Origin of the sequence: Coleofasciculus chthonoplastes PCC 7420 (assembly GCF_000155555.1) — a bacterium.
Taxonomy (GTDB): domain Bacteria; phylum Cyanobacteriota; class Cyanobacteriia; order Cyanobacteriales; family Coleofasciculaceae; genus Coleofasciculus; species Coleofasciculus chthonoplastes_A.
On sequence record NZ_DS989865.1, the window covers coordinates 77,745 to 95,312 of the forward strand.

The 17,568-nt window shown below is 44.3% G+C and carries 12 protein-coding genes; 7 read left to right on the plus strand and 5 right to left on the minus strand.

Going from position 1 to position 17,568, the window contains the following annotated elements; translation table 11 throughout:
- Positions 1 to 312 precede the first annotated feature (312 nt).
- Together MC7420_RS27360 and MC7420_RS27365 are read left to right on the plus strand one after the other, a co-directional pair.
- Positions 313 to 1,296: an RNA polymerase sigma factor, RpoD/SigA family gene (locus MC7420_RS27360; RefSeq protein WP_044210092.1), complete on the plus strand. Its 984-nt coding sequence runs from the start codon at positions 313 to 315 to the stop codon at positions 1,294 to 1,296.
- A gap of 594 nt (positions 1,297 to 1,890) precedes the next feature.
- Positions 1,891 to 2,484 (plus strand): hypothetical protein, encoded by a 594-nt coding sequence (locus tag MC7420_RS27365; RefSeq protein WP_006104541.1) that lies wholly within the window; start codon positions 1,891 to 1,893, stop codon positions 2,482 to 2,484.
- Positions 2,485 to 2,506: 22 nt separating this feature from the next.
- Here the strand turns inward: MC7420_RS27365 and MC7420_RS27370 are convergent, their stop codons facing one another.
- From MC7420_RS27370 to MC7420_RS27380, 3 genes are all read right to left on the minus strand, one after another.
- A complete protein-coding gene (locus tag MC7420_RS27370; protein ID WP_006104651.1) occupies positions 2,507 to 2,689 on the minus strand; it encodes a hypothetical protein in 183 nt (60 codons plus the stop codon).
- Positions 2,690 to 2,769: 80 nt separating this feature from the next.
- Positions 2,770 to 5,040, minus strand: a complete 2,271-nt coding sequence (locus tag MC7420_RS27375) for an MASE1 domain-containing protein (RefSeq protein WP_006104558.1) — start codon at positions 5,038 to 5,040, stop codon at positions 2,770 to 2,772.
- A 260-nt stretch (positions 5,041 to 5,300) separates the two neighbouring features.
- Positions 5,301 to 5,909, minus strand: coding sequence for a DUF3318 domain-containing protein (locus MC7420_RS27380; RefSeq protein WP_006104644.1), 609 nt, complete (start codon positions 5,907 to 5,909; stop codon positions 5,301 to 5,303).
- A gap of 176 nt (positions 5,910 to 6,085) precedes the next feature.
- Here MC7420_RS27380 and MC7420_RS27385 point away from each other — a divergent pair, with 176 nt between their 5' ends.
- The 4 genes from MC7420_RS27385 (at position 6,086) to MC7420_RS27400 (ending at position 8,666) form a co-directional block, all read left to right on the plus strand.
- On the plus strand, positions 6,086 to 6,346 hold the full coding sequence (locus MC7420_RS27385; protein WP_006104661.1) for a hypothetical protein: 261 nt from the start codon (positions 6,086 to 6,088) through the stop codon (positions 6,344 to 6,346).
- Positions 6,347 to 6,403: 57 nt separating this feature from the next.
- A complete protein-coding gene (locus MC7420_RS27390) occupies positions 6,404 to 6,970 on the plus strand; it encodes a DUF2808 domain-containing protein (RefSeq protein ID WP_006104563.1) in 567 nt (188 codons plus the stop codon).
- Between the two features lie 91 nt (positions 6,971 to 7,061).
- Positions 7,062 to 7,490, plus strand: a complete 429-nt coding sequence (locus tag MC7420_RS27395; RefSeq protein WP_044210051.1) for a four helix bundle protein — start codon at positions 7,062 to 7,064, stop codon at positions 7,488 to 7,490.
- A 3-nt stretch (positions 7,491 to 7,493) separates the two neighbouring features.
- Positions 7,494 to 8,666: a transposase gene (locus MC7420_RS27400; protein ID WP_006104604.1), complete on the plus strand. Its 1,173-nt coding sequence runs from the start codon at positions 7,494 to 7,496 to the stop codon at positions 8,664 to 8,666.
- A gap of 302 nt (positions 8,667 to 8,968) precedes the next feature.
- On the opposite strand, the gene MC7420_RS27405 is transcribed toward MC7420_RS27400, so the two are convergent.
- Entirely contained in the window at positions 8,969 to 12,850 is a 3,882-nt protein-coding gene (locus MC7420_RS27405; protein WP_157453354.1) for a CHAT domain-containing protein, read from the minus strand.
- A 405-nt stretch (positions 12,851 to 13,255) separates the two neighbouring features.
- On the opposite strand from MC7420_RS27405, the gene MC7420_RS40555 reads away from it, so the two are divergent.
- Complete coding sequence (locus MC7420_RS40555) at positions 13,256 to 13,411, plus strand: hypothetical protein (RefSeq protein ID WP_006104639.1); 156 nt, start codon at positions 13,256 to 13,258, stop codon at positions 13,409 to 13,411.
- Between the two features lie 176 nt (positions 13,412 to 13,587).
- Here MC7420_RS40555 and MC7420_RS27410 read toward each other — a convergent pair whose 3' ends face one another.
- Positions 13,588 to 17,433 (minus strand): CHAT domain-containing protein, encoded by a 3,846-nt coding sequence (locus tag MC7420_RS27410; protein ID WP_006104576.1) that lies wholly within the window; start codon positions 17,431 to 17,433, stop codon positions 13,588 to 13,590.
- Between the last annotated feature and the right edge of the window lie 135 nt (positions 17,434 to 17,568).

A 17,568-nucleotide genomic window follows, 5' to 3' on the forward strand; every position in this document is an offset into this window, starting at 1 on the left:
GTGTAATACTATAGAGTTAAGGCAAACTCATAATGACTTCGCATTCGCCTTGTTCCTAGCCCAGAGTTAGTAAGCTGGGAAACGCCGCAGAATCAACGAAGAGACAATTAACTGAGTCAATCGCTTTAACTCCTGATCTACGGTTCGCTCTCCTGCCCAACTCAATACAGGTAGGAGTCTATACATCTTTTAGTAGATGTAAACAACCGCTTCGCGCACGTATCCTCAAGGTGAGAGATGGCTATAGCTTTTGCTTTTGAGGTCAAAATCCGCGACAGATTTATTGCTCGTTTACGGAGTCACTACTCACAGATGCCCACTGTTAACACCAAACCCAAAACGACCAAGCCCACATTTTCGGCAGATATGGTTCGCACCTATCTGCATGAAATCGGTCGCGTGCCACTACTGACCCATGAGCAAGAAATTGTCTATGGTAAGCAAGTGCAGCAGATGATGCCGCTCTTGGAGGCAAAAGATGCCTTAGCGGAAACCTTAGAGCGCGAACCGACGATGCAGGAGTGGGCAGATCACGTTGATTTAGAGGAATCAGCCCTTAAGAAAATTATAAACCAGGGAACGCGAGCCAAGCGTAAAATGATCGAAGCGAATCTGCGCCTAGTGGTTGCGATCGCGAAAAAGTATCAGAAGCGTAACATGGAATTCCTGGACTTGATTCAGGAAGGCACCCTGGGATTAGAGCGAGGCGTGGAGAAATTTGACCCAACGCGAGGGTATAAATTCTCTACTTATGCTTACTGGTGGATTCGTCAAGCCATTACTCGCGCCATCGCCCAACAAGCCCGTGCGATTCGGTTACCGATTCACATTACCGAAAAGCTGAATAAGATCAAAAAGGTTCAACGGGAACTGTCTCAGAGATTGGGGCGTAACGCCACACCAACTGAGATTGGTCAAGAGTTGGAGTTAGAACCTGCCCAAATTCGCGAATATTTGAGCATCGCCCGTCAACCCGTATCCCTAGATGTGCGAGTGGGGGATAACCAAGATACAGAATTATCTGATCTGTTGGAAGATAGTGGACCGACACCGGTTCATTACACCACCCAGGAATCCCTGCGCCAAGATTTAGATAATCTCCTGGCAGAATTAACCCCCCAACAACGGGAAGTTTTGGCACTCCGCTTTGGCTTAGAAGATGGGAATGAACTATCTCTGGCAAAAGTCGGACAGAGACTCAATCTCAGTCGCGAGCGGGTACGCCAGTTAGAGCATCAAGCTTTAGCCCAACTCAGACGACGCCATGCCACTGTGCGGGAATACATTGCCAGTTAGTTGGTTTGTAGTTGCGCTGTCTTCGCCCTAAACGCTGGCATCCCCTACGACAAGTTTAGCTAAGAACTAAAGTTCTGGCTCAAAGCTTAAACCCGTTTAAACGGGTTTAAAGACTTTCAAAGACTATTTGTGAATGCCCAAGTTGGCGACATTCCATCGAAGTGGTAGCACAGTTCGCTACCACTTTTTTTGTAAAAAAATATTAATTTCTTCAGCAATCCCCAGACTAGCGATTGAAGCTCCTGAAAATACTGTGTCCGTAGAAAAACCTTCTCCTGGGTGAGTTAACTTTCATTCCTTCGAGGGAATCGCTACTTAAGCATCATCCCTTATTGTTTAACTAGAGAGAGATGAATACTTCAATCTAATTACAAACCAACGTAATTTTGCCCGTGCGAACTGTGACGGTTGAGAAACCGGATAAAGGCAGCGCAAACCCGAGACAGGTTCACGGTTAGATAGAAAGTAAGGATGCCTGCTAACGTCTACTTTAGCTTAAATCTACTTTAACAAATTAGGGCGGCTACCAACTGTGTACTAAAATTCCAAATTTTCTAAGGGTGTTTCGATATTATTTTAAAGGAGGTAACCACGGTGATTAGCCGATTCATTGAGTTTTTTCAGTCCCAACGTCAACCGTCTTTCCCTTGGCGTTTACCCCTAACCGGGTTACTGCTCACCGTAGGACTCACAATGAATGTCTCCAGTAGACCCATCGCCGTCGCTCAACAACTCAAGCAAGTCGTGGATAGTTCCACTGGGGAAACGAATCCATCTACTGTATCCGCTTCAGCCACTTCAATCCCAGATGGCACGTACCTTTACGGTCAATCCTCCCAACCCAATCAGATTGGTCAAGAATATATTGTGTTTCAAGCCAATGAAGGACAGCTAGTTGGGGCACTTTACTTACCTCAATCTGAATTTAGCTGTTTTCATGGCACTCTAGAATCTAAACAGATGAATCTCCGAGTTGTCAACCCCTACGACCAAACCGCTTTAGCTCATACTATCGAGAATCAGCAACAAACCTCGGTAGCGGCGGCGGGGAGACAGCTTAATCTCGATCGCACTTACGAATCTTTAACCTATCCCTACACCGTTAAGCTTGATCAGTATCAACCTGTGGGTCAACTGAGTGAGAATGATCAGCGGATGTTGAATATCTGTCGAGAAAACTTGCTCTGACCAAGGACAAATGACGAAAATACTAACATCCTACATCTAACCCCGCTGGCGGTTGGGAATACAAGGCTTGTTCCTCTGCGGCTGTGGGTGAGCTAGTGAACTGTTCAAGTTGAGTTAATAAGGTTTTCGCTTCCAGATCACCATTGTCGGTTCGGTGTTTGAGGTAGAGCTTCAGTTCATTGACTAGGGCGGTGGGGATGTTCATGGGTAACAATTCAAATGAAAATGCTATATTCCATTTTGGATGATGAATGGGATTTAGAGGTAGGGTGGGCAATGCCCACCTTACGCAATACCCACCTTACTCCTATACAAAGGAAGCGAAAAGTTAAAGGTTGATCCTTGTGTTGGCACACTGGTAACACTAATTTGTCCCCCGTGAGCATTAATAATTTGCCGACATAAATATAAGCCTAAACCAATTCCGGTTAAGTGTTGAGAGTGCAATCCCCGAACATAAAGCTTAAACAGCCGATCGCACTGCTGTTTGCTCATCCCTATTCCGTCATCGGCGATCGCACAATGAAGCATATCCCTCTCAACCCTTACTGTCAGCGTAATCTTAACCCCCGGTAGATTGTGTTTAAGGGCATTCGTCAATAGATGATGAAACACACACCGCAGTTGAGTCGGATCAGCTTTAACCGGGGGTAAGGTTTGGGGAATAACCATCGTTAATTGAGCGTGGTTACTGCTGAATAACGGCTGCAAATCAGTGAGGATTTGGCTGAGGAGTTCATTTAAGCATAAAGGTTGACAGTGGAGTTCTATTTTCCGCCCTTGGTTAAAATGGTCTTCAGATAAGGCATTGATCAACGTCAATTGGCGATCGCTATTTTCAATCAGCCGATCCAGAATTCTGCTCGGCAGGGCAACGGTTTCACCAGGGTTGTTTTGGGTTCCCTTCAACATCAGAATTAAGCCCATCATTGATGTTCGTAGATCATGGGATACCGCTTGTAAAAACACATCTTTTAGTTCGTAAAGCCGTTGCAATTCCTGCATTTTTTCCTCAAGTTGCAGGGTACGTTCCGCCACTTGACTTTCCAGGTTACTATTAAGCCCTTGGACTTGTTGGTAAAGTTGAGCTTGTTGAATTGCAATGGTGACTTGAACCGCTAATCGTCTTAACCAATCCACCTCAAAGGATTGCCAATGACGGGAACGGTGGCATTGATGAACCGCCAAGAGTCCAAATAATTGATCATCGAGAATTAATGGAATTGCCAGAGTCGCTTTAATCTGGTAGCACCGATAAAAGTCTTTGAGATAGGGCGTAACATTAACCCGTTCCGTATTATCCCGGATTAAAATTTGACGCTGGGCAAATAATTCTTGGGTTTCTTGTAACAGTTTCTCTGAGGCTTTCCATCCCAACAGAGATTTATAAGCAGAGGCAACAGATTCGGCAGCAATTTTACTGTGGTTATTTTCATCTAGATAACTAATATAGACACGATCTGCCTGTAATAATTGCCGCACTTCCACAACAGTGGTGTGCAAAATCTGGTCTAAATCCAAGGATTGACGAATCCGCAGGGCAATCTCTGCTAACAAGCGATCGCGTTCTAAGGTAGCCCGCAGTTGTTCTTCTGCCTGTTGACGCTCTGACATAGCGGCGGCTAACACTAAAGCAGTTATTGTTACCACTGCCATAAACGTTTGTAGCAGTAGAATTGCGCCTAGGGTACTTCCCGTTTTCACCACAAAGGGTCCAATTCCTTGGAGAGTGCCACCAATTGCCATTCCCGAAACGATTAAACTGGCAAGAACCGCACCCCACACCCGAAATCGCAGCGCCGCCCAAACGACAAAGGGAAAGGGTAAATATTCCAGGGGATAGTCGGATAGGGCAAAGGTGGTTCGAGACTGGAAAACTAGCCAACTAAATACCCCCAGTAGACTCCAGCACAGGACGGCTTCTAAAATTTGTTGGGGTGGATAATTTGGCGGCAAAATTCGCTGAGGAGAGTCCTGAACAATTAATAGCAGTAAGGGGGTAAACACTAAGATTCCCATACTGTCTCCTAACCAAAGGGTTCCCCAATTCAGTCCAAATTGATGCCATGGAATAAAATTTACCCAGCAATTCACTAGCGTACTAATCGTGGCGTTAATTGAGGGGGCAATGATCGCGCCAAAGACAATTAGAGCATAAGCATCCTTGAGGCATTCTAACTTTGGGTTAAAATCCAGGCGACGTAATCCCATCGCACCGACAACAGCTTGTAACGTGCAGCCGATTACCGAACCCAGAGACACCAAAAATGAGGCTCCCAGAGACAGATTGAGCCAAAATGCACCAATCGCCACACCAACCCACAGCCGTTTTCCCTGCAAAAAAAGGGCAGCCAGAGCAATCCCCGCACCAACCCACACTGGAGACGCCTCAGCGCCCAATCCTAACCATGACAGGGTAAACTGAGCGCTACCTGTATAAGCGATCGCAACTAGAGCAACTGTGATCAGGTATCGCCAGAAACGCTGCGGATTCCCAGGAAATATGGACAAAATTAAATCTTCACCGTAACTAATATTCAAGATTTCATGACTCAAAACAATCAGCTTCCATCAACAGGATGCCCAAGGTTATCAAAACTTAACATCCCCTAGGTGGGTGAGTGTTGAGGTGTAGGGGCGGGTTTAGGGACTAATATTGATTGTTATCCCTAGCTTGGCTGCAAAACCCGCCCCGACCATAAGACGAATAACGAATGACGTAGCTTGCTTGGCGCTTCGCGAGTACAACGTAAGCTGTTTTCTTCCCCAGCTTCCTCAGCTTCTCCTCACCACAACGCTTATTCAGCAACGCCTAACTATTCCTGTCTTACACTCTCCGGAACCCCCACAGGGGAAATCCCTGCGATCGCCCGCAGGTTTTGAGAGCGAATTAGTTCAGTAAAATTTAAACTCAGTCGCCCTTCCATCTCAGCTACGGATTCAATCGCTGCTAATAGATGCTGCGCCGCTTCTGTTTCGGTATAGCCACGCCGCAGGGCGACTTTAATCGCATCGGTATCCGCATCTAAGTGAGTTTGACAACTGCGAGTGCTGCGCCAAATTTGACTCCCCGCGATCGCACTCAATCCCGTCGCCACGACGACACCCACCGCATCGCCTTGCACAAATTCCACCATTCCCCCTAACAATCCGGCAATGACAACGCCTTGATATAAATCGGGCTTAAACCACCTGATATTAAGCAACCAACTTACGGTGCTGAGGATCAGCATATCCCGTTGCGCTCTAGGTAAGCGACGCCACAGATCAAAGTTAATATAGATTGGACGATCTCTCGACCAAGGCATCGGGAAAGGAGTTTCAATCACCGCCATCTGTTGCGGTTTACTGATAATTTTGATCAGCATTCGCCCAGAGGCGGGCATTAGATCACGCAAGCGGCGAATTTCTGGCTCTGGATTCATCAGCCGAGGGACTCAAACTTAGAAGATTTATAGGATAAAGTTAAAACACTTATTTTCCCAACTATCTCATGCTTACCTTAAAATGCAAAACGCCTGGGCAGGGAAACCCCTAAAATAGGCACAGGAGATGGTCAAGACCAGACTCTCCCCTTAAGCTACAACCCAGCGATAAGACTATGGACGCTTTTACCCCATTTCCGCCGCAATGGACAAAATCAGCCACTCATGCCTTAGAGTTCTGCTGTCCCACCTGTCATGCTTCTTCGATGGAAGCCCAACGGGTTTGGATTAATCGACAATCACCAGTCCTGACTGAAGATTATCGCAAAAAGTGGCAAGAGTTCTATCAATGCCAGTGTGGTAAAGTGTGGTGGGCTTGGAGTAGCGATCGCCCTCCCTCGGAATTGACTAACCGCGATCGCCCCCCAGATTTGTAATGTCAAATACCATAAACAGTAAGTAGCCCATGGTAGTAGTTGGGCAAACATGGAGTTATGCGCGTTTCCACTCTCATCGCCCTTACCCTGAGTACAGCCAGTCTCTGGGGAATGCCAATTGCCCCGATTCACGCTGTTCAGCAAGCTGATGGTACCGTTTCCTTTGAAAAATCACCGCGCTTGATTAATGTGTTCACCACATTTGATCATGTGGGAGTATGGGGGGCTAAGTATTATTTCACCTTAGAACTTCCAGAAAATGCGGGTGAACCTTTACAGAAGGTGACGATTAGTCAACGGGAAGGAAGCGAAACTATCCGTTTTAGACTTGATGATACTTTAGCATTTACCGGAACCGCTCGAAATAAAGGCGAACAATTGCCGTTGCAATCGGTAAACAGAGATGATGCAACCAAAACGGTTTCTGTTAGTTTTGCCGAACCGATTTCTCCGGGAACCACATTTACTATTGGTCTTCAGCCACAGCATAATCCCTATTGGGGCGGAGTTTATTTATTTGGTGTAACCGCTTTTCCGGCAGGAGAAAAACCCTATGGATTATATCTGGGTGTGGGACGATTGCACTTCTATCGACGAACCTCTTGTCGATGGGGATTCTGCTAGATAGGGGGTGCTGGGGATTCTGCTAGATAGGGGAAGCTGGGGGAGCGGGGGGAGCGGCTCACAAGGGTAGGTTTTTTACTTTGACGGTAGAATGGAGGTGAGACAAGGAAGACTGGGAGGGAAAGTGGACAAGGAAGAAAACCCAAAAACAATCAAAACTCACGAAGATCTAATTATTTATCAAAAAGCCTTTGATGCAGCCATGACTATTTTTGAAATATCAAAACAGTTTCCCATAGAAGAGAGATATTCTCTGAGTGATCAAATTCGACGTTCATCCCGTGCTGTGTGCGCTAATTTAGCAGAGCAGGCGAGAAAAAGGAGGTATAAGGCATCATTTCTAGCTAAGTTGAATGACTGTGAAGCCGAAAGTGCCGAAACGCAGGTCTGGCTAAAATTTGCGGTTAAATGCCAGTATATATCAACGGAGCAAGGGAGAGAAATATATCATATATATAATCAAGTGTTAAGGGGGTTAGTAAATATGATTAATCACCCAGAAAACTGGTTAATTGGTTAAAGTATGTTACGCAATAAATATTTAAAAGATTGGTCAAAACTTGTCTCCTATCATTTCCCTCATTTGTCTTTGCCTGAAGTGGTTGGTCTAGCCACTTGGAGCTTTGGCATAGTGATGACAGGTTCAAGTAGTCTGACCCGATTATCAGAATTTATCGCAAAAATTAATGGAGAAAAAAGGAATACAGTCAGACAAAGACTGAAAGAATGGTATCAAGATAGTAAAGATAAAAAAGGAGCGAAACGAAGAGAGTTAGATGTCAGCCAATGCTTTGCTCCTCTACTCAAATGGATTCTCAGTTTATGGAAGTCTGAAGATAAATGTTTGCCCTTGGCAATAGATGCAACCAATATTGGTCAGAATTTTACTGTTCTTTCCCTTCATGTTCTTTATCAAGGTTGTGGCATTCCCGTAGCGTGGAAAATTGTTAAAGGAACAGAAAAAGGTTCTTGGAAACCTCATTGGCTTCATATTTTCCACTATGTAAAGGATGTAGTCCCCGACTATTGGCAAGTCATCGTATTAGCGGATAGGGGACTATATGCTGACTGGCTATTTGAGGTAATTTGCTCCTTAAATTGGCATCCTTTTTTAAGAATTAATAAACAAGGATACTATCAACTTAGACAGGAGCAGGAGTGGAGATGTTTAGATACAGTCGCCCCAAAAACAAGAACAGATTGGTCAGGTTATGTGACTTGTTTCAAGGATCATTCTCTTGAATGTACGTTATTAGCACGCTGGGATGAAGGATATAAAGAACCCTGGTTAATTGTTACGGATTTAGAACTAACACAAGCTCAGAGCTTTTGGTATGGTTTACGGGCTTGGATTGAATCAAGTTATCGAGATATAAAAAGCGATGGATGGCAGTGGCAGAAAACTCGTTTAAGAGAACCAGACCGAGCTGAAAGAATTTGGTTAGCCATGGCAATAGCAACACTCTGGACAGTAACTGTAGGGAGTGAAGAAAAGTCACATCAATCACAACAGTTCAACGAGCAACAGAATCCTGATTATCGGATAAATTCAAAATCGGAGTTAAGAAAAAAAACGAGGGAAATTTCTTGCTTTTTGCAAGGCTTAATCAACATTATTGCCGATTTAATTTGTGGTAAAACTATTTCCTTGAAGGGTTTATTTCCACGACAATCTTTTTCTCTAAATACGTCTTGAACTCTACAAGTCTTCTCTTCCTTGTCTACTTTCCTTCCTTGTCCTCCAAGTCTTGTCCCCACCCTAAGGTAAAAAACCTACACCTGTCAGGCGGGGGGAGCGGGGGAAGCAGGGGGAGATAGGGGAGTCATGTTCCAGATGTGATGCCAGAAGCATCTGTCTGTAGGGGCGGGTTTAGGGACTAATATTAATTGTTATCCCTAGCTTGGCTGCAAAACCCGCCCCGACCAAATGACATAAGACATAAGACGAATGATATAAGACATAAGACGAATAACGAATGACGAATGACGAATGACGAATTACCAAGGACTACCAACCATAGTGAACGCACTCCAGTAATAAGGATGTTGAAAGTTGCCATCTCCTAATCTGGCTAATTCTGGTGGTAACGGGACTGATTTATTACCTGCAATCAGCTGACCCCCTTGGACATAGACTTGTCCCTGCAACATTGCCAGTTGAGTTTGCTGCAGCGCTTCTGCTTTAATAGGGGCTTGTTTGAGGGTTTGATAGAGTTGGGTCATTAATCCTAGAGTTCCCTCATCACTGACATACCATAAACTTCCTACGGCTGATTTTGCGCCCGCTTGAACCGCTAATCCAGCAAACCCTAATTCCGCTTCCTCATTCCCCAATGCGGTGCGACAAGCACTGAGAACTAAGAGTTCAACGGGAGGATTATTCCAGTCTAATTGAGGTAATTGATTGAGTCGCAGCTTCCTGTCCCAAAGTTGGATATAGGAGTTATTCGGTTCTCCCGATTGGAAATTAGCATGAGTGGCTAAGTGGATAATGCCAAAAGGTTGCTGTTGACGTTGTGCTTTGAGATTTTCTAAAGTAAATGTATCGTTCAGAAAAGATTTTCCTTGCCACAGGGATTGGGTAATAGCTGATAATTCTACGGGGACAGCAGGTAAAGGTTTTTGATCCGTAAATTCTGCCGCTCCCATTGCTAAAACTTCCATGTTTTCAATGGGGGCGTAGTTGGGATTTACCAGGCTTAAACTCGGCATTAAACCAACACTGTATTTCTCAATCAAAAACTGTTGACCATCGTAAAGAGCCGCCAGAGGAATAGAGCGCAAGCCGTAGTCTACTAGGAAGGTTATGTTTTCGATACCGAGGGCTTGCAGTTCATTGTCCATGGGAGCCACTAGCCAATCATAAAGTCGTTTACCGGGAGCAATGTAGCCTTGGCGACTGCGAATATTGGTGACTTCTAAGCGAAACTGATCCGCAACGTTGAGAACTTGTTGGCGAGTAATTTCTGGAATTCGTTTGCGAATGGGTAATCCATTAGCGGTAACCAGTAGTAGTTCTAATTGGTCTTGAGGATTGCGGGTTTTGCGGGGAATATTTTGGTTTGAAGATGATGAATTTTCTGCCTGATTAGAACTATCTGGTGGGACAAAACTGATATAAAGCAGCGCGGGTTTAACTCCTGTAGTTTTCTCAATGTTGCTGAGAATATCCCGGCTTTTAGCGAGTGTGACTAGAGGAATATCTGTAGGTAAGCCTAAATAGTCTACAAATTGCCGGGTAAAGTTTTCCTCTGAGGCATCAACAGATTGGAGGGATGACTCAGAATTACCTGATGATGACGTTTCGCTGGATGAGTTGTTAGCGGGGGTGGATGGATTGCTATTCGCTTCACTGGATGGGGTTTCAGCAGAGACGGATGGATTACTACTCGTTTCGCTAGGACTAGGATTGCTGGAGTTAGTCAGTTGATTTGTCGGTTCAGAGAGAGTTGTATCGCTGGAATTATTCAGATTATCTTCTGGGTTCAGGGAATTCGTCTCACTGGTATTATCTTCTGGGTTTAAGGAATTCGTCTCACTGGTATTATCTTCAGGATTCAGGGAATTTGTTTCACTGGGATTATCTTCTGGGCGAAAAGGACTTCTTTCGTAAGTTATAATTGGAGACTCTTCCTCACCTTCAGAAATGAGTTGATCCGGATCAATCTGCCAATCAGCGTCCTCATCAAGATCAGGAGGTATTATATCAACTAGATTAATAGGGGGATCGGTTTCCGGATCAGTAAATGGAGGGGTTTCTGGATCGGTTCCCGGATCAGGAATTGGATCAGTTCTCGGATCAGTAAATGGAGGGGTTTCTGGATCAGTAATGGGTGTATTTTCGGTGATAATTAACCGCCCTTGATTCATTAACTCTTCCTCTGGGGTTATATTACCCGTTGTAATGCTGCCTCCAGCTCTTAAACTGACCGTTCCTAACTCCCCGTTTCCCTGGTTCCTCATATCTATATTACGTGTAATAATTTCATCAGCAGCGGTTAAGTCAACGTCTCCAGAATTGCCGGAATTTCCTGATAGGGTATTAGCGGTGTTGATATTGCCATTAACTGTAATACTTCCAGAACTTGCCAATACATTTATAGACCCAGCATCTCCGAATTGATTACTACTGCTAGAAATATTTTCTAATGAGATATCACCACTAGACGCTAATATATTAATATCTCCAGAATTGCTATCGACTTGATTGCTAGTATCTATATTACCGTTAACCGTAATATTTCCTGTAGCTGACAATATTACTTTGCCAGAATCATAGGCAGAATCGTTGCTAGATGTGTCAATATTATTGACGGTGATATTGCCTAGTGAAGCAGAGGTTTCAGTCGAATTAAATGTTGTATTCGAGTTGACATCGAGGAAAGGGGTAGAAGGAGAAACATTGACAGGATTATTTAATGCTGTCAATCCCGCCCGCAGAATTACGGAGGGAGAACTGGTCAAAATTTCAATATCTGGGTCATCACCCGTCAACATCGTATCGGGTCCAGTAATGGTGATGTTTCCCCCGGTAATACTACCTGTCGCTTCTATCTTTAGCGCTACCCCGTTATAATCACCAAACGTAACATCCCCATCAACGCTAATAATCGGATCGAAATAGCTGACAAAGTTACCCGGATTACCGACTAAATTGAGAATCGAGAAATGTCCCCCACTGGTAAAATGAGCATCACCTGAAATATCCCCATCACTGACTAAGCTGAGATTACCGCCACTTTGAAAAGGGGTTTGGGGATGATTTAATGCCAATATATCAATGGTGTTATTGCCTTGAATATAAAGATTACCCCCAGCTTGGGCAAGGAAAGAATGGGTTACACTATCGCGCACTCGCACCGTATCTTGTGCTAATAAATTCAAGTCACCTGTGGTTTGTAACTGACTCTCAACTAAGGTTAGGTTATGCCGTGCATATAAGGTTGCTGTCTCAGCAATAACATTTTTGGCAACAATATCTCCAGGTTCAATCGGAATACCAGACGCTGAGAGTTTTACCGTTCCGTTGCTATTGACTCCAACATCTGGAACATCAACCGAACCTGTCAGCAATTCCGGTAAAGATAGGGGATTAATAGGTGCATCTCCCGCTGGAACTTCTAGACTTAACAAATGTCCAGGTTGACTGAGGCGAACTGTACTCTCACCGGGAACTGTGGTAATGGTAATTTGTCCCTTAGGGGCTTCCAAGTTACCTGTACTCACCACTGTACCACCAACGAAGTTTAAATCTTTGCCAACCTCCAAATTCCCCCCATTGACAATCGCCCCAGGGTTAGATGTGTTGAACGTAAAAGCATTGGGTTGACCGACAAGAGAGGTATAATCATTAGACGCGATCGCACTAAACCAATTCTCCCCAAACCCAATCCCTGTCGCTGTCGTTGCCGTAAAAGATGCAGGTACATCTAACCGGGCATTTTGACCAAACACAATCCCCGCCGGATTCATCAAGAACAGATTGGAATTGCCCCCCGTTACCTGAATCAACCCATTAATTAGTGAAGCATTTCCCCCCGTCACACGGGATAAAATATTCTGAATAGTGGGATTAGAAATGAAATTAGCAGTCTGGTTTGCGTCTAAGCCAAACTCACTAAAATTGTGAAAAAGATTAGCGCCATCTCCAGAAGTTTGACCGCCAGTAATCGTGAATTTGTCGCCACTGGCGTCTACTTGAGTATTTGTTCCATCATTGGCTGGCACAGGTTGTGCCTCAACGCCAGTGGGAAAGAATCCTAAAACTAACGTCCATAGTAAAATGCTATTGACTTTACTATTTTCAGTTAGCCAAGTTAATAACTTGGTCAGGTGCCATCTTTCCTTAGTTAACCCCACAGCTATTTTCCTCTGATTCATGGGTCTTTGCTTGATAAATTAAGACTAAATTAAGTTGATTTAAAATTTACGTTTTATTTAAAAATTTTATGGCTTTTCGCAAAATTAATACAGTGCATTTTTATATTATATAACTATTTAGTTTAAGTTAAAAATTATGAATAAAAATCAATAATCTGTCTCAGTTATTATGTATTTATTCAATATATGCAACCCCGGTGTTTACAAATGTAATTCACTATTCAATCCTTATGATTGATTTCCGGATAATTCCCCCAGCACTATCAATAATTTAATCTATGCCTTATGTTTAGGATAGCATTGTACATTGTATGTTTGCTAAACTTCATTAAAACTTAATTGACAGAGTGTCCAAGGTGTAGATTGTGTAAATTAACTACGGTCAAAAATTAATTCCAACCAACTATGGAAAGCTTACTTAGCTTACGAGGGTACTGGCGTGGCACACAATTTGGTAGATTAGCTTGGGTTCGTAGTAAGGGAACCTTAGCCCTAGATTTTGTTTGGTTGAGCGAAGTCAAAACCCAACCTAAAACCTTAAGTCAGTACCATTCCACCTAAGCTCGTCATGCATTTCAATTGGGTATTAAGTAGCAAGCACGATGCTCTCACTAAGTAGGTTGGTGGAAATAAACTGAACGATGTTAAGTTATGTGAATATGCTTCAAACCCTTACATAAACGTAGCTTGCTTCTCAAGGGAGCGAGTATGACAAATAACAAATGACAAATGAAAAATTACCAGGGACTACCAATCATTGTGAACGCACTCCAGTAATAAGGATGTTCAAAGGTTTGATCTCTTAACCTAGCCAGTTCCGGTGGTAAAGATATCATATCCTGAGTGGTAATCAGTTTTCCATCTTGTGTATAAACTTGCCCGTTGAGCATAGCTAATTGAGCTTGGCGGATAGCTTCTGCCTTAATTGGAGCTTGTTTGAGCCGCTGATAAAATTCAGTCATTAACCCCAAGGTTCCTTGATCACTCACATACCACAAACTCCCCACCGCCGACTTAACCCCCGCTTTAACAGCTAACCCAGCAAAGCCTAATTCCGCTTCCTCATTCCCCAATGCCGTGCGACAAGAGCTTAGTACCAATAACTCTACCGTTGGCTTGTTTAAACCTAACTCAGACAGTTGATTAAGTCGCAGTTTACTATCCCAAAATTGGATATAGGAGTTACTCAGATCTCCTGGCACGAAATCAGCATGAGTTGCCAAATGAATCATGCCATAAGGCTGACGTTGTTGCTGTTGTTTTAGGTTATTCACCGTGAATGATTCATTGAGAAATGATTTTCCCTGCCATATATCCTGGGTGATTTCTGATAACTCTACTGGCACCGCTGGTAATGGTTGTTTATCAGTAAATTGCGAGGCTCCCATTGCCAGAACTTCCATGTTGGTAACAGGCTCATAACGGGTATCAGTGAGGCTAAGACTCGGCATTAAGCCAACACTATACTTTTCGATGAGAAACTGTTCACCATCATAGAGTGCCGCCACTGGAACGGAGCGCAAGTTACTATCGAGGAGGAAAATGAGATTTTCGATCCCTTGACCTTGGAATTCATCTTCTAATGGCTTCACTAACCAGTTGTAGAGTTGCTGTCCCGGCACAATATAACCTTTTTGGCTACGGACATTAGTAACTTGCAAACGAAATTCATTAGCAACTTTCAGGACTTGCTCACGGGTTACTCCTTCTACTTTTTTGCGAATTGGGGTTCCTTGAGCAGTTACCAGCAGTATTTCTAACTGATCTTGAGGACTTGGAGTTGGGAAGGGTACATTTGTTGCCCCATCGGTAGTAATCGTTTGGGGCGCAAAACCGACATAGATGAGTGCGGGTTTAGCTCCCGTTGATTTTTCAGTATTAGCGAGAATTTCCCGGCTTTCTGCTAGGGTTCTCAGAGAAATATCTCCAGGTAGCTCTAAATATTCCTTGAATTGCTGCGTGAATTTTTCTTCAAACTCAGCTACAGAATCCGTTTGAGTTGAATCTATCGGCGGGTTTGTTTCGGATTGCTCTTGGGTTGTAGTAGATTGGTTGTTGTCAGAGGGGGATTGGTTTTGGTTGTTATCACTCGGTTCATTAACACTTGGGTTTGTACTATTTAGATTAGGTTCCGGATTGGGTTCCGCTTCAGTAATCGGTTCAGGAATTGGTTCCGCTTCAGGAATTGGTTCCGGTTCCGCTTCCGGTTCCGGATTGGGTTCCGCTTCAGTAATCGGTTCAGGAATTGGTTCTGGTTCAGGAATTGGTTCGGCTTCCACTTCCGGTTGCGGTTCAGGAATTGGTTCTGGTTCAGGAATTGGTTCCGGTTCCACTTCCGGTTGCGGTTCAGGAATCGGTTCGGTTTCAGGAATTGGTTCCGGTTCCACTTCCACTTCCAGAATTGGTTCCGGTTCAGGAATTGGTTCCGGAATCCGTTCATAAAGAGGAATCCGTTCATAAACAAAAATCCGTTCAGGAATCTGTTCAGGAATCGATTCGGGTGGCGGTTGGGGATTGGGTGGCGGTTGGGGATTGGGTGGCGGTTGGGGATTGGGTGGCGGTTGGGGATTGGGTGGCGGTTGGGGATTGGGTGGCGGTTGGGGATTGGGTATGGGGTCGGTTTGGTTAGGTGTGATCTGAAGCTGACCCATATCGCCTGGTGGGAGAGCCTCTTGGTTGATATTGCCTGGTGTAATCGAACCCCCTGCTGTCAAGGTTACGTCGCCTGAATTACCTTGTCCTTGCTCACTAGCATCTATATCATTAATGCTGATATTACCTCCGGCTGTTACTGTCACAGAACCCGCATTCCCCTGTCCTTTATCACTGGTGTTGATAGTGTCAGTCGTAATATTTCCTTGAGCCGACAGATTGACAAAACCAGAATCGTCTCCACTACCCCTACTTGTCGTCGCCGTTATAGTGTCTGTAATAATGTCACCCGTGGCAAACAATATTACAGGACCGGCATTAGCTTGGTTAGACTCAGAAACTTCATCGGAAGTGTTAATATTTCCTACATTGATACTTCCTGGTGGCAGCGATAACGGCGATCCTGGTGTTTGAAAATTGGTTGAACCTTGAGTTGCAGGAACGTTAGTCGAAGTTACCGCATTCAACCCTGCTCGCAAAATCAGGGTTGGTTGACTGGTCAAAAGCTCCAAATCTGAATTAGAAATTCCTACATTAGCATCAAGAGAATTATCGGGTCTAGTAATCGTAATATTGCCCCCCTGGATACTACCTGTCGCTTCTACCAAAAGAGCTGCGCCTGTGTAATTACCAAACTCAACATCACCATCAACCCGAATAATTGGGTCATAAAGGCTAACAAAATTACCTGGCTCTCCCGATAAATTAAGAATCGAAAAATTTCCTCCACTGGTAAAGTGAGCATCGCCAGAAACCTTGCCATCACTGACTAAACTGAGATTTCCACCACTTTGAAACGGTGTTTGTGGATGATTTAGCGCTAAGATATCAATACTCTGATTCCCCTGAATGTAGAGATTTCCCCCAGCTTGGGCAAGAAACGGATTGACCAGACTATCCCGCACCCGTACTGTATCCTTTGCCAGTAGATTTAAGTCTCCCGTTGTTTGTAACTGACTTTCCACCAACGTCAGATTATGTTGAGCGGATAGTGTAGCCGTCTGGGAATTCAGATCACGCGCCACGATATCCCCATTTTCTACAGCGATACCTGACCCAACTAACTTAACTTCTCCACCGCTACTCACCTCCACACCCGCTACTTGTCCACTCCCGGTTAACAACTGAGGCAAATTTAGGGGAGTTAATGGGATTGACGCAGAGGGTTGAACCTCTAAACTCAGCATATATCCAGGTTGGCTAATCCGCACCATACTCTCACCAGGGACAGTGGTCACACTAATTCCTCCGTCTGGCGCGGTTAAGCTACCCGTACTGACAACCGTACCCCCAATTAAGCTTAAATCTTGTCCGGCTTCTACCCCCAAATCACCTGCATTAATAATTGATCCGGGGTTGGCGGTGTTAAACGTAAAAGCATTGGGTTGACCAATCAATGTGGCATAATTATTTGCCCCTTGTGCATTAAACCAATTGTCCCCAAAACCAATACCCGTAGCGGTTGTAGCGGTAAAGGATGCGGGAACGTTAAGTTGAGCATTTTCACCAAAGACAATACCCGCAGGATTCATTAAAAATAGATTAGAATTTCCCCCAGTCACTTGCAGCAACCCGTTAATGACGGAAGGGTCGCCACCTGTCACACGGGACAGAATGTTTTTAATATTAGGATCAGAAATAAAATTAGCGGTTTGATTCGCGTCTAAACCAAATTCACTGAAGCTATGAAAACGATTCACCCCATCCCCAGAAGTTTGTCCCCCGGTAATGTCAAACTGATCCCCATTGGGTGTGACAATAGTACCTGTCCCATCTGGCGCTTCAACAACCGATTGAGCCAGTCCCCCCGTTGGTAAACCCGCCAGGAGTAACGTCAACAGTAGATAGTGGGTTCGTTTACTTTTTTTCTTGGTCATGGCGAATAGATTGGCAACCACCAACCAGCAATTGGTCAATACTGTTGTGTTCATCTTGTATGTCATTGGTTGTTGCCTATTGTCGTGTCAGGATTACTCATAATAAATGACGATTAATCGACTCTTTAGTTTCCCTTTTTTAGGTAATTAATATAGTAAATTTTATTTAATCTTATACTTCATTGAAGC

What these genes read in the sequence shown, in the direction of transcription:
- MC7420_RS27360 (WP_044210092.1), top strand. Translation starts at nt 313, where the DNA reads ATGCCCACTGTTAACACCAAACCCAAAACGACCAAGCCCACATTTTCG.
- MC7420_RS27370 (WP_006104651.1), bottom strand. Translation starts at nt 2,689, where the DNA reads ATGAACATCCCCACCGCCCTAGTCAATGAACTGAAGCTCTACCTCAAA.
- MC7420_RS27380 (WP_006104644.1), bottom strand. Translation starts at nt 5,909, where the DNA reads ATGAATCCAGAGCCAGAAATTCGCCGCTTGCGTGATCTAATGCCCGCC.
- MC7420_RS27385 (WP_006104661.1), top strand. Translation starts at nt 6,086, where the DNA reads ATGGACGCTTTTACCCCATTTCCGCCGCAATGGACAAAATCAGCCACT.
- MC7420_RS27390 (WP_006104563.1), top strand. Translation starts at nt 6,404, where the DNA reads ATGCGCGTTTCCACTCTCATCGCCCTTACCCTGAGTACAGCCAGTCTC.
- MC7420_RS27395 (WP_044210051.1), top strand. Translation starts at nt 7,062, where the DNA reads ATGGAGGTGAGACAAGGAAGACTGGGAGGGAAAGTGGACAAGGAAGAA.
- MC7420_RS27400 (WP_006104604.1), top strand. Translation starts at nt 7,494, where the DNA reads ATGTTACGCAATAAATATTTAAAAGATTGGTCAAAACTTGTCTCCTAT.
- MC7420_RS27405 (WP_157453354.1), bottom strand. Translation starts at nt 12,850, where the DNA reads ATGAATCAGAGGAAAATAGCTGTGGGGTTAACTAAGGAAAGATGGCAC.
- MC7420_RS40555 (WP_006104639.1), top strand. Translation starts at nt 13,256, where the DNA reads ATGGAAAGCTTACTTAGCTTACGAGGGTACTGGCGTGGCACACAATTT.
- MC7420_RS27410 (WP_006104576.1), bottom strand. Translation starts at nt 17,433, where the DNA reads ATGAACACAACAGTATTGACCAATTGCTGGTTGGTGGTTGCCAATCTA.